General features: G+C 43.5%; 9 protein-coding genes. 4 read left to right on the forward strand and 5 right to left on the reverse strand.

The features are described 5' to 3' along the window. The first annotated feature begins 39 nt into the window (after positions 1-39). Positions 40-1,314, forward strand: a complete 1,275-nt coding sequence (locus LI162_RS06890) for an amidohydrolase family protein (protein WP_020436836.1) — start codon at positions 40-42, stop codon at positions 1,312-1,314. 111 nt (positions 1,315-1,425) lie between these two features. Here the strand turns inward: LI162_RS06890 and arcC are convergent, their stop codons facing one another. The 5 genes from arcC to LI162_RS06915 form a co-directional block, all read right to left on the reverse strand. Next, the gene (gene arcC, locus LI162_RS06895; RefSeq protein WP_020436837.1) at positions 1,426-2,370 is read right to left on the reverse strand and encodes a carbamate kinase; all 945 of its coding nucleotides are present in this window, start codon (positions 2,368-2,370) and stop codon (positions 1,426-1,428) included. Between the two features lie 118 nt (positions 2,371-2,488). Next, a complete protein-coding gene (ygeW, locus tag LI162_RS06900; protein WP_020436838.1) occupies positions 2,489-3,685 on the reverse strand; it encodes a knotted carbamoyltransferase YgeW in 1,197 nt (398 codons plus the stop codon). Between the two features lie 146 nt (positions 3,686-3,831). Further along, the gene (locus LI162_RS06905) at positions 3,832-5,142 is read right to left on the reverse strand and encodes a YgeY family selenium metabolism-linked hydrolase (protein ID WP_015529483.1); all 1,311 of its coding nucleotides are present in this window, start codon (positions 5,140-5,142) and stop codon (positions 3,832-3,834) included. Positions 5,143-5,213: 71 nt separating this feature from the next. Then, complete coding sequence (gene dpaL / locus LI162_RS06910) at positions 5,214-6,419, reverse strand: diaminopropionate ammonia-lyase (protein WP_020436839.1); 1,206 nt, start codon at positions 6,417-6,419, stop codon at positions 5,214-5,216. A 28-nt stretch (positions 6,420-6,447) separates the two neighbouring features. Next, the gene (locus LI162_RS06915; protein ID WP_227156126.1) at positions 6,448-7,086 is read right to left on the reverse strand and encodes a helix-turn-helix transcriptional regulator; all 639 of its coding nucleotides are present in this window, start codon (positions 7,084-7,086) and stop codon (positions 6,448-6,450) included. A 249-nt stretch (positions 7,087-7,335) separates the two neighbouring features. On the opposite strand from LI162_RS06915, the gene ssnA reads away from it, so the two are divergent. The 3 genes from ssnA (at position 7,336) to ygfK (ending at position 13,347) form a co-directional block, all read left to right on the forward strand. After that, positions 7,336-8,670, forward strand: a complete 1,335-nt coding sequence (ssnA, locus tag LI162_RS06920) for a putative aminohydrolase SsnA (protein ID WP_020436841.1) — start codon at positions 7,336-7,338, stop codon at positions 8,668-8,670. Positions 8,671-8,777: 107 nt separating this feature from the next. Then, positions 8,778-10,220 carry a uracil-xanthine permease family protein gene (locus tag LI162_RS06925; protein ID WP_195942214.1) on the forward strand — a complete coding sequence of 481 codons (1,443 nt, stop codon included), beginning with the start codon at positions 8,778-8,780 and terminating at the stop codon, positions 10,218-10,220. Between the two features lie 133 nt (positions 10,221-10,353). After that, positions 10,354-13,347: a putative selenate reductase subunit YgfK gene (gene ygfK / locus LI162_RS06930; protein WP_227156133.1), complete on the forward strand. Its 2,994-nt coding sequence runs from the start codon at positions 10,354-10,356 to the stop codon at positions 13,345-13,347. The last annotated feature ends 121 nt before the right edge of the window (positions 13,348-13,468 follow it).

A 13,468-nucleotide genomic window follows, 5' to 3' on the forward strand; every position in this document is an offset into this window, starting at 1 on the left:
TAAAATGATAGTAGTAATTGAGAGTGGAGAATAAGAAAGATGGATGATATCAAAATTTTAAAAGGAAATATTATCTATACAAAGACGAAAGATGAATTTGAGATATGCGAACACGGTTATCTTGTGTGTAAAGATGGAAAAGTAGAAGGAATCTATCAGACACTTCCGTTCCGACTTGGAGGGGAACCAATTGAGGATCATGGAGATTGTCTGATTATTCCGGGAATGACAGATCTGCATATACATGCACCGCAGTATACATTCCGCGGTACAGGGATGGATCTGGAACTTCTGGAGTGGCTGGAGACGAATACATTTCCGGAGGAAGCAAAATACAAGGATGTATTATATGCGAATGAGGCGTATGCGAAGTTTGCCAAGAACTTGAAACATAGTTCAACAACAAGAGCATGCGTCTTTGGGACAATTCATAGAAGATCGACACTTGTTCTGATGGATCATCTGGAAAGAAGCGGTCTGGTCACGATGGTCGGAAAAGTGAATATGGACAGAAATTCACCGGATGAACTTCGTGAAGGTACACAAGAGTCTGCGGAAGAAACAGTTGAATGGATGAAGGATGTGCAGCATAAAAAGTATAAGAATACGCTGCCGATCCTGACACCTCGTTTTATTCCGAGCTGTACGGATGAGCTTCTGGATATGCTGAAGATGGTTCAGATGCGTTATCAGATTCCGGTGCAGTCACATTTATCAGAGAATTTATCAGAGATCGAATGGGTAAAAGAACTTTGTCCGTATGCAGAGTTTTATGGAGATGCATATGATCATTTTGGTCTGTTTGGAGCAGATGCACCGACGGTTATGGCGCATTGCGTATACAGTACGGAAGAAGAGATCCAGAGAATGAAAGAGAACGGTGTGTATGTAGTACATTGTCCGGAATCAAATGAGAATCTTTCTTCCGGAATTGCACCGGTAAAACGTTATCTGGAAGAAGGACTTTCTGTAGGACTTGGAAGTGATGTCGCAGGAGGATCGACAGAGAATCTTTTCCGGGCAATGGCACATGCAATTCAGATGTCAAAGATGCGCTGGAGACTTGTCGATCAGAAATATCCGGCATTGAAGTCAGAAGAAGCATTCTATATGGCAACTAAGGGTGGCGGATCCTTCTTCGGAAAAGTCGGAAGTTTTGAAGAAGGATATGAATTCGATGCTGTTGTATTAGATGACAGCAGACTTGAATCTTCCCGTCAGATGAGTGTGAAAGATCGTTTGGAAAGAATGATTTATCTTGCTGATGAGAGAGAAGTGAAAGCAAAATACGTCAGAGGAAATAAAATTATATAAAACACATGAAAAAACCTCAGGTCCGGGTGTTGCAGCACCGTTCTCTGAGGTTTTTTCATTTTCTATTTTAGGAGTTTTAAGTAATTGACTTATTCAATCGATTTTTCAATATTAAAGGTGGATTCTTGTTCCAGTCTCACCAAGAATTCCGTCTTTTGCTTTCTCAAGCAGTGTGATCAGTGACTGTCTTCCAGGTTTGGATTCAGCAAAGTCAAGAGCTGCCTGTACCTTAGGAAGCATAGAACCAGGAGCGAAATGTCCTTCTTCTACATACTGTTTCGCTTCTTCAACTGTCACATCGTCAAGCCATTTCTCATCCGGCTTTCCGTAGTTCAGTGCAACTTTCTCTACAGCAGTCAGAATGATAAGGAAGTCTGCGTCGAGCTCTTTGGCAAGGAGAGCACTGGCAAAGTCTTTATCAATGACTGCACTTGCACCTTTCAGGTGGTTGCCCTGGCGCATAACCGGGATTCCACCGCCGCCACAGGCAATTACAAGGTCACCGGAGTCAACCATTGTACGGATTGTACCGATCTCAACGATCTCCTGCGGTTTTGGAGAAGCTACAACACGACGGTATCCGCGTCCTGCATCTTCTTTCATGATATAATCATATTTTTCAGCCATAACATCAGCTTCTTCCTTAGAAAGGAATTTACCAATTGGCTTGGATGGTGTTTCGAAAGCCGGATCATCAGCATCTACACGAACCTGAGTGATCATTGTAGCAACCGGAATATCATGGATTCCTCTGTTGAACAATTCTTCTCTCAGGGCATTCTGCAGGTCATATCCGATGTAAGCCTGGCTCATTGCAACACATACAGAAAGTGGTGTGTTTGGCTGTTTCTCATCCTCATGTGTTAATGCGATCATAGCGTTGTTGATCATACCAACCTGAGGACCATTGCCGTGTGCTACGACTACTTCGCAGCCTTCCTGAATCAGGTCTACGATCGCGCGTGCTGTAATCTTAACAGCAGCCATCTGCTCAGGAAGAGTATTGCCAAGGGCATTTCCGCCGAGGGCAATGACAATACGTTTTTTCTTTTCCATTTTAGGATCCTCCGTATTTACTGTAAAGGTATTGTACAGGTCTGAAAGATTCAGGCCTGTACAATAAGTTACTAAATTAAGGTAACTGTGAAACTATTTTTGTCTGAGAAATTTAAACTTACTCAAAAATTCTGGACATTCCTCTTTCTTCGAGCTTCTTCAGGATTTCCTGTGGGTTCTCGAATTTAGCAAGGAAGATCATAGCTGCGATGATGTATGGTTTGAAGCTAGCTTCTTTGTAAAGTGGATCTCTGTAACGATCGAATACGGAAGCGTCAACTTCACCTTCTTCACAGCTTACGCCTGAGATGTCAGCTGGCAGACAGTGCATGTAAAGAGCTTTTCCGTCTTTTGTTGTAGCCATGAGCTCTTCTGTACAAGCCCAGTCTTTGTGCTCTGCGTTCTGAGCAAGAAGTTCTTTCTCAAGAGCTTTGATACCTTCTGTATCTCCGTTTCCGTAAAGCTCTGTACGTTTTTCCATAGCTGCAAATGGAGCCCAGCTCTTTGGATATACGATATCAGCATCTTTGAATGCTTCAGCCATGTTGTTAGTCTTCTTGAAGGATCCGCCTGATTTCTTAGCGTTCTCTTCAGCAATTTTCTCAACATCCTCGAATACTTCGTATCCTTCTGGATGAGCAAGAACAACGTCCATTCCGAAACGTGTCATCAGACCGATGACTCCCTGTGGAACAGAAAGTGGTTTTCCGTAAGATGGTGAGTAAGCCCATGTCATAGCAAGTTTTTTGCCTTTCAGGTTCTCAACTCCGCCGAACTCATGGATGATGTGAAGCATATCAGCCATACACTGTGTTGGGTGGTCAATGTCACACTGAAGGTTTACAAGTGTAGGTTTCTGCTCAAGAATTCCGTCCTTGTTTCCTTCTGTTACAGCGTCAACAACTTCGTGCATGTATTTGTTACCTTTTCCGATGTACATATCATCACGGATACCGATAACATCAGCCATGAAGGAGATCATGTTAGCTGTCTCACGAACTGTCTCACCATGAGCAACCTGAGATTTTCCTTCGTCAAGATCCTGAACCTCAAGACCAAGAAGGTTACAAGCAGAAGCGAAAGAGAAACGTGTACGTGTGGAATTGTCACGGAACAGAGAAATTCCAAGTCCGCTCTCGAATACCTTTGTGGAAATGTTGTTCTCTCTCATGTAACGAAGAGCATCAGCTACTGTAAATACAGCTTCGATCTCGTCGTCTGTTTTCTCCCATGTAAGGAAGAAGTCACCATTGTACATCTCTTTGAAGTTGAGTGCGTTCAGTTTGTCAATATATCCCTGTAATTTTGCGTCCATCTTTAAAATCCTCCTGATTAAAATGAATTATTTGTTTTTAGGTTTATTAGCCAAGGCAGTTCCGGCCGGAAATTATCCGGTCAGAACGCCATAGGTTCAATGAATTGGTTGCGTGATCACACGCAAGTGCGTTAGCAAATACTGAATTACTCAGCGTAAGACAGTGGAAGTGCAGCGTATACTGCAGCACATGTTACGAGATCCTGTTTCCATGTCATCTCGTTTGGTGCGTGAGCCTGAGCCTCAGCTCCAGGTCCGAATCCGATACATGGGATTCCGTTTCTACCCATGATAGAAACACCGTTTGTAGAGAATGTCCACTTATCTGTCAGAGGACGAGCCTGACGCATCTCAAGTGTGTCAGCAGCACCGATTCTCTGATCTCCGTAAAGTCCTGTGTAAGCTTTCTCAAGAGCTTTAGTTACTTTGTGATCCTTCGGAATAGCCCATGTTGGGAAGTAGCACTCGATCTCGTATACACATCCTGTGTAGGACGGACGATCATAGTTGTACATAGAAACAACAACGTCATCACCGTATTTCTTAACGCTTGGCAGGTTACGGATCTCATCTAAGCAGCTCTCCCATGTCTCTCCGAATGTCATACGACGGTCAAGAGATACAGCACAGGAATCTGCTACTGCACAACGGCTTGGTGATGTGTAGAAGATCTGAGATGTTGTAACTGTTCCACGTCCAAGGAAACGAGCCTCTTCGTAGTCAGGGTTGAATTTCGGGTTAAGCATTTTAACAAGACCTTTGATCTCTGTCTCGTCAGCGTCATCGTTCTCGTTAAGAGCACGAACATCCTGAAGAATGTCAGCCATCTTGTAGATTGCGTTGTCTCCACGCTCCGGAGCAGAACCGTGACAGGAAACTCCCTTAACATCGATACGGATTTCCATACGTCCTCTCTGTCCACGGTAGATACCACCGTCTGTAGGCTCTGTAGAAACTACGAACTCCGGACGAATCTTGTCTTCGTTGATGATGTACTGCCAGCAAAGTCCGTCACAGTCTTCTTCCTGAACTGTACCAACAACCATTACTTTGTATCCTTCTGGAATGAGTCCGAGATCTTTCATGATCTTTGCTCCGTATACACCAGATACGATACCGCCACACTGGTCAGATACTCCACGTCCACCGATCTCTGTCTCTGTCTCGTATCCATCGTATGGATCGAATTTCCAGTTATCGATGTTACCGATACCTACTGTATCGATATGTGCGTCAAATGCGATGATCTTGTCGCCAGTTCCCATGAATCCCATAACATTTCCCTGTGGGTCGATGACAACTTCGTCAAATCCAACTTTCTTCATCTCAGCAGCGATTGTCTCTACGTGAGCTTTCTCATCACAGCTTTCTCCCGGATTTTTTACGATAGCACGAAGGAAAGCAGTCATGTCTTTCTCATAGCCTTTTGCATACTCTTTGATTTTGTTAAGATCCATTGTTCTTCTCCTTTTGAAATAAAATCTTGTTTTGGTGTTACAGTTTCTTCTTATTGTATTGCGAGAAATGATTATCTCTCATTTCCGTCCCAGACAATTGATTTGTATCTATCCGGATCAGTGTCTCCCTCAGTAGAGAAGAGAAGTACTTTTGAGTTTTCATCCAATCCGAGGTGCTCTCTGAGCGGTTTGTACTCATCCATTGTCATGATGCACGCAAGTGTTCCAAACGGTGCGGCTCCAGATTCTCCGGAAGTAACAGGCTGATCACCTTTGAAAGGTGCAGCAAGCATACGCATACCTTTGGCAGCAACCCAGTCAGGTGTTGCGATAAATGTATCAACGTGGTTTTTCAGAATATCCCATGAAATTGTGTTCGGCTCTCCACAGGCAAGACCAGCCATGATTGTAACCATGTCTCCGTCTACGATGCGGATAGCTCCGTCCTTAGCACATGCTCCTTTGTAAAGACATGCAGCAGGCGCAGCTTCAACAACAACAACTTTCGGTGGATTTTCCGGATAGCGGTTAGCGAAGAATCCCTGAACTGCTCCGGCAAGTGAACCAACACCAGCCTGAATAAATACATGTGTCGGACGCTCACATCCAGCTTCATGAAGCTGATCATCAGCCTCGTTAGCCATTGTTCCGTATCCCTGCATGATCCATGCCGGAATCTCTTCATATCCGTCCCAGGCTGTATCCTGAACCATTACGCCGTTCTCTGTCTTCTCTGCCATAGCGTTAGCCATACGAACACATTCGTCGTAGTTTTCCTCTTCGATTGTAGCTTTCGCTCCTTCTTTCAGGATGTTGTTCAGTCTTGTCTGAGTGGATCCCTTCGGCATAAGTACTACAGCTTTCTGTCCAAGCTTGTTCGCTGCCCATGCAACACCACGTCCGTGGTTACCATCTGTTGCAGTGAAGAAAGTAGCCTGTCCGAATTCATTACGCAGTTCGTCAGATGTAAGAACGTTGTAAGGAAGTTCTGAAACATCCTTTCCTGTCTGCTTTGCAATGTAGCGAGCCATTGCGAAAGATCCGCCGAGTACTTTAAATGCGTTCAGTCCGAAACGATAAGACTCATCTTTTACATAGACTTCTTTCAGTCCAAGGTATGCAGCCATGTGATCCAGTTTTGCAAGTGGTGTAACACTGTACTGCGGGAAGCTCTCATGGAATGCGCGAGCTTTCGCTACATTCTCAAGTGACATTACCTGAAGCTGAGAGTCATCTGTTTTTGGCATTTCGTTTACTGCCCATTTGATAGTTTCCATTATAGTGACCTCCTTAAATTAATACGTGTCATTTGCCCATGTAACTGTAAAGTGTGAATTTCGATATCCCCAAATACGAAGAAACTTTATCGCCGGACTTTGTAATAAGGAAAGCACCGGCATGATCCAGATACTGGACAACAGCAACTTTGTCGTCTTTGTTCATCATTGCAACTGGCTTTCCGACCTTTGCAACGGCCTGCTCGATCAACAGATCCAGAAGTTCATTTACATTATGTGTGATCTGCTGTGGTGAATCACCTGTAAGATCCGGAAGACTGTCTTTCGTAGCGATCAAAGACTGAATTGCTGTACTCGCAGCTGTAAAAGCTGTGATGTCATAGTTTAATGAGAAGATGTATGAGATTGATCCGTCATCGTCTCTTATATAGAAGGTACTCGATTTCAGGATCCGTCCATCTTCTGTTTTAGTAAGATAGGAAAGCTTATCATGAATCGTTGACGGATCCGACTGAAGTGTCTCAAGAACAATTCCTGAAGGACCATCTCCGGTCTGTCGGTTCGATACATGTCCGTTCTCGATGTACACGATCGATCTCTCCAGATCTTTTGTCTTCAAATCATGAATTGCAATCTCACAGGAACTTCCAAATTGAATTGCAAGTCCGTGTGCAAGCTGCTTAAGAAAATCTAAGGTATGGCGCATATGTCCACCTGCCTTTCTACATGCTTTCTGTCTTCATAATCCCATAATATCATAAAAATCACGATAGTCAATACCTTTCCTAAAAATTTTTTAGGTAACAAAAAACTTTTTTAGATTTCTTGTTGCATTTAGACAATTTAGATGTTATTCTATGTGTATCAGAGACGTTGATGTACGAAATGCACATAACAGGCAGATGGCATTTTAACATCAAAGTGTAGAAATTCATAAAAAGGAGAGGTTACAATTATGTTGATCTTAGGTAATGGTAGAGTTGTGACAAGAAACCCTGAATGTCCTTATATGGAAGAGGGCGCAGTAGCAATTGATGGTAAAGTAATCTGTAAGGTGGGACCAACAGACGAGTTGAAGAAGGCTTATCCAGATGCAGAGTTTATTGATGCAAAAGGCGGAGTGATTATGCCGGCATTCATTAATACTCATGAACATATCTATAGTTCTTTTGCAAGAGGACTTGCTATTAATGGATACAATCCAACAGGATTACTCAGCATTCTTGAAGGAATGTGGTGGACACTGGATAGAAACCTGACACTGAATGATACTTATTTAAGTGCTATGGCTACTTATATTGATTCTATCAAGAACGGTGTAACAACAGTATTTGACCATCATGCAAGCTTTGGAGCTATCAAAGGTTCCTTATTTGAAATTGAGAGAGCAGCGAAGGAAACAGGAATTCGTTCCTGTCTCTGTTATGAAGTTTCCGACAGAGATGGAAAAGACAAGGCCAGAGAGTCTGTAATGGAGAATGCAGAATTTATTCGTCATGCACTGAAGGATGACAGCGGAATGATCGCCGGAATGATGGGTATGCATGCACAGTTCACAATCTCAGATGAGACAATGGAACTTGCAGCAGCAAACAAACCGGATGAAGTTGGTTATCATATTCATGTTGCAGAAGGAATTGAAGATCTGCATCACTGCCTGAAACATTATGGAAAGAGAATTGTTGACCGTCTGATGGACTTCAATATTCTTGGAGAGAAAACACTGCTTGGACATTGTATCTACATCAACCCACATGAGATGGATCTGATCAAAGATACAAACACAATGGTTGTTCATAATCCGGAATCCAATATGGGAAATGCCTGCGGATGCCCTCCGACAATGGAACTTGTACACAGAGGAATCCTTACAGGACTTGGAACAGATGGATATACACATGATATGATGGAATCCTTCAAAGTAGCAAATATTCTTCATAAACATCACCTTTGCGATCCAAATGCAGCATGGGGAGAAGTTCCGAAAATGCTGTTTGAGAACAATGCAAAGATTGCAGGACGTTATTTCGACCAGAAGCTCGGAGTTCTTGAAGAAGGCGCAGCAGCAGATGTGATCATTGTTAATTACAATCCGCTGACACCAATGAATGAGAATAACATCAATGGTCACCTTGTATTCGGAGTAACTGGACACGATGTTGTGACAACTGTTGCAAACGGTAAAGTATTGATGAAAGACAGAAGACTGACAGAGATTGACGAAGCGAAAGTTATGGCAGACTGCAGACAGGCAGCAGCCGAACTTGGAAAACGTATCAATAGTCGTTAGGCTTAGATTGACGGATACTGTTCATTAATGTTAACATATATAACAGATGTGGACAGTATCTTTGATCGCACATTTCGTCAAAACTAACCGGAAAGGACAATAAAATAATGAAAGAAAAGAAATCAGAAGCACCTCGCAGAGGAAACGAAGAACTGTTTAAGTGGGATGGTAACCCGACATTTGGTCAGATACTTCCGCTTGCTGCCCAGCATGTACTTGCAGCAGTTGTAGGATGTGTTACACCGGCAATTCTGGTTGCAAATGCAGCGAATAATGCAGGCGGAAATGTAAACATGGGTCTCTTAATCCAGATGTCACTTGTATTTGCAGCATTATCAACATTCCTTCAGCTGTATGGAAATAAGATCCATCTTGGATCCGGACTTCCGGTCATCATCGGTGTAAGTTTTGCTTATGTTCCGACAATGACAGCAATTGCAGCACAGGCTCAGGACGTTAACACGATTTTTGGCGCGATGATCGTAGGTGGTATTGTAGCAATTATCGTTGGACTTACTATTAAGCAGATCAGAAAGGTGTTCCCACCACTGGTAATCGGAACTGTTATCTTTGCGATTGGTCTGTCTCTTTATAAGACAGCCATTAACTACATGGCAGGAAACTCCGCGAACACATATGAAGTGATCGTAGAGCAGAGAGGTCAGACAGCAGCACTTGTTTATGGTTCCTGGCAGAACTGGCTTGTATCCCTTGTAACACTGGCAATCGTAATCGGTCTGAACCATTACGGAAAAGGACTTTTCAAACTTGCATCTATCCTGATCGGTCTGGTCTGTGGATATGTACTTGCATTGTGCTTTGGAATGGTTGATTTTTCAGCACTTTCAAACGCAGGTTGGTTCCAGCTTCCACAACCGTTCGCTTTCGGTGTAAAATTCGATATCTCAGCGATTATCCCGCTGGCGATTTTGTTCCTTGTCAATTCCATTCAGGCAATGGGAGATTTCTCCGCTACAACAAGTGGTGGTATGGATCGTCTTCCTACTGACCAGGAGCTCAACGGTGGTATCATCGGTTATGGTATCAGTAATATCGTAAGTGCATGTTTCGGATGTCCTCCGACAGCAACTTACAGCCAGAACGTAGGTATTGTTGGTTCTACAAAAGTTGTAGCAAGAAAGGTATTTTCACTTTCAGCATTTATCCTTCTGATTGCAGGATTGATTCCGAAATTCTCAGCACTTCTGAGAACAATTCCTCAGTGTGTACTTGGTGGAGCAGTAGCATCTGTATTCGCAGGTATCGCAATGACAGGTATCAAGCTTCTTGTAAGTGAAGGTATGTCTACAAGAAATACAACAGTTGCAGGATTATCTATTGCAATCGGTATGGGTGTATCCTTAAGTAACGGATGCTTAAATCAGATGACATCAACAATTTACGATGGATTAGGAATGACAATGGGACTTGAGAACTTCCAGTCCATCATCAATAACACATTTGCATCATCACCGGTTGTACTGGCGACAATTTTTGCAGTTATTTTGAATCTGGTTCTTCCGAAAGATCCAAAGCCGGAGGTAAAATAAAAGGAAACAGATCTTTGAGAAAAGACAGGTTCTTGGGGAATGATCTGTCAGAGATTTCAAAGATTTAATCATTACGGAAGGACCTGCCGATGGCAGGTTTTCCGTGATAAAAGAAAAAAGAGAGGTAAAAAGTATGAGTGAGATTATGAGACCTATGTCATTTGAACAGCTTTTAAACTGGACATTGACAGAGTACAAAGAGAATGGAACAGTATTTGGAGAGCGTCATCCATATCATGCGGACAGCAAGTTCAACCGCACAATCTTCGGACGCGATCTTGAGACACCAATCGGACCGGCAGCAGGTCCAAACACTCAGCTGACACAGAATATTATCGCAGCTTACTACACAGGAAGCCGTTTCTTCGAGCTGAAGACAGTTCAGGTAATGGACGGAGACGAGCTTGCAGCATGCATCAACAGACCATGTATCAAGGCTGATGACGAGTGCTACAACTGTGAGTGGTCTACAGAGCTGTTTGTTCCACAGGCAATGGAGGAGTACATCAAAGCATGGTTCCTTCTGAAAGTGATCTCAAAAGAATTCGGACTTGGAAGCATGGACGGATTCCAGTTCAACATCAGTGTTGGATATGATCTTGCCGGAATCAAATCAGAGAAGGTTGACACATTCCTGAACACAATGCAGCATGCACAGGATTCAGAGATTTTCAAGCACTGCAAGGCTTATCTTCTTGAGCATGTTGACCTGTTCGAGAAAGTGACAGCAGAAGATATCGAAAGCATTTCCGGTGATATCTGTAATTCTGTTACAATCTCTACACTTCACGGATGCCCTCCGGAAGAAATTGAGAAGATCGCAATGTATCTGATCACAGAAAAGGGATTCCATACATTTATCAAATGTAACCCGACACTTCTTGGATACGAGTATGCAAGAAAGACAATGGATGACATGGGATACGATTATATCGCATTCGGTGACTTCCACTTCAAAGACGACCTGCAGTACGAGGATGCTGTTCCGATGCTGAACAGACTGATCGCTGTCTGTCAGGAAAGAAACCTGGAGTTTGGTGTGAAGATCACTAACACATTCCCGGTTGATGTAAAACAGAACGAACTTCCAAGTGAAGAGATGTATATGTCAGGAAAATCTCTGTATCCACTTTCCATCTCCGTAGCAAATATGCTGGCAAGAGATTTCGGTGGAAAACTGAGAATCTCCTATTCAGGTGGTGCTGATTTCCATAACATCGAAGGAATCATCGATGCAGGAATCTGGCCGGTAACAATGGCTACAACAATCCTGAAACCAGGCGGATATGACAGACTTTGCCAAATTGCTGGACTTCTTGAGAAAGAAGGCGTTGTATTCACAGGTATCGACGCTGCCAAGACAGAGAAACTGGTTGAGGAAGCAAAGACAAGCCCATATCATGTAAAGGCTGTAAAACCGCTTCCGTCCAGAAAGATCAACAAACAGGTTCCGCTGATCGACTGCTTCATCGCTCCTTGTAAAGAAGGATGCCCGATCCACCAGGATATCACAACATATCTGCAGCTTGTAGAAGCTGGTAAATATGAAGAAGCTATGGATGTTATCACAGAGAAGAATCCACTTCCATTCATTACAGGAACAATCTGTGCACATGCTTGTATGGGCAAATGTACACGTAACTTCTATGAGTCACCGGTACATATCCGTGAGATGAAGCTTGAGGCAGCTCAGAACGGATACGAAGCGCTGATGAACAAGCTGACAGCACCTGCAATCACAAAAGAAGGTAAGGCAGCAGTGATCGGTGGAGGACCGGCTGGTATGGCAGCTGCTTACTTCCTGCGCAGAGCCGGAATGGCAGTTACAGTATTTGAGAAGAACGACGCTCTCGGCGGTGTTGTTCGCCACGTGATCCCAGAATTCAGAATTCCGGGAACATCTATTGATAAAGATGCAGCACTTCTTGAGAAGATGGGCGTTGAAGTTCGTCTGAACACAGAAGTAAAAGATACAGCAGCACTGAAATCAGAAGGATTTACAACGGTGATCCTTGCAGTAGGAGCTTCTGAGCCTGGAGTATTAAGACTTGAGCAGGGTGAAGCTAAGAATGCACTCGAGTTCCTGGCTGACTTCAAGGCAAATAACGGAAAACTTGATATTGGTAAGAACGTTGTAGTTATCGGTGGTGGTAACACAGCAATGGATACAGCAAGAGCAGCAAAACGTACAACAGGCGTTGAACATGTATATCTTGTATACAGAAGAACAAAACGCTATATGCCGGCAGACGAAGAAGAGCTGGTAATGGCAGTAGAGGACGGCGTAGAATTCATGGAACTCCTTTCTCCTGTTAAACTTGAGAATGGAAAACTGATCTGCGAAGTTATGGTTCTTGGCGATATGGATGCTTCTGGAAGAAGAGGCGTTGTTAAGACAGGAGAACTCAAAGAGATCCCGGCTGATACAGTGATCGCAGCTGTTGGTGAAAAAGTTCCGACTGCTCTTTACGAGGCAAATGGAATCAACGTAAATGACAGAGGACGTGCTCTTGTAAATGAAGAGACATTAGAGACAAACGTAGAGAACGTTTACGTTGTTGGTGACGGACTTGGCGGACCGGCTACAGTAGTAGAAGGTATCCGTGATGGTCTCAAAGCTGCTCAGGCAGTGATCGGAGAGACTCTTGTAAGAGATTTCGATGCAGAGACAGATGAAGCTGTTGTATACGAGAGAAAGGGTAACCTCGAAGACGTACGCGAAGACAGCACAGAGGCTAAGAGATGTCTTAACTGTGCAGGAATCTGTGAGAATTGTAAGGAAGTTTGCCCGAATAGAGCAAATGTAGCAATCAAGGTTCCGGGACTGGAGAAACATCAGATCATCCATGTGGATTACATGTGTAATGAATGTGGTAACTGTAAGAGCTTCTGTCCATACGACAGTGCTCCGTACCTGGATAAATTCACATTATTCATGGATGAGAACGATATGGCAGACAGCAAGAATCAGGGATTCACAGTACTGGACAAAGATGCAGTACACTGCAAGGTTCGTTTCTGTGGAGAGATTCTCGACTGGACACTTGGAGAAGAGACAAAGATTCCGGAAGCACTTCAGAAAGTAATGGAGACTGTTTGCAAGGACTACACATATCTGTTAAGATAATAGCAGAAGGTTTATGTGAGATTGCTCCGGTGGAAATTGAGTGAGACCAGAGTGATAATATGTGAGATAGATAGCTCACAGGCATTTGCCTGTGGGCTATCTTCTTTTCAAAAGACGCAGA

The sequence above is a fragment of the Mediterraneibacter sp. 210702-DFI.3.120 genome, assembly GCF_020561005.1.
GTDB classification, from domain to species: domain Bacteria; phylum Bacillota; class Clostridia; order Lachnospirales; family Lachnospiraceae; genus Mediterraneibacter; species Mediterraneibacter faecis.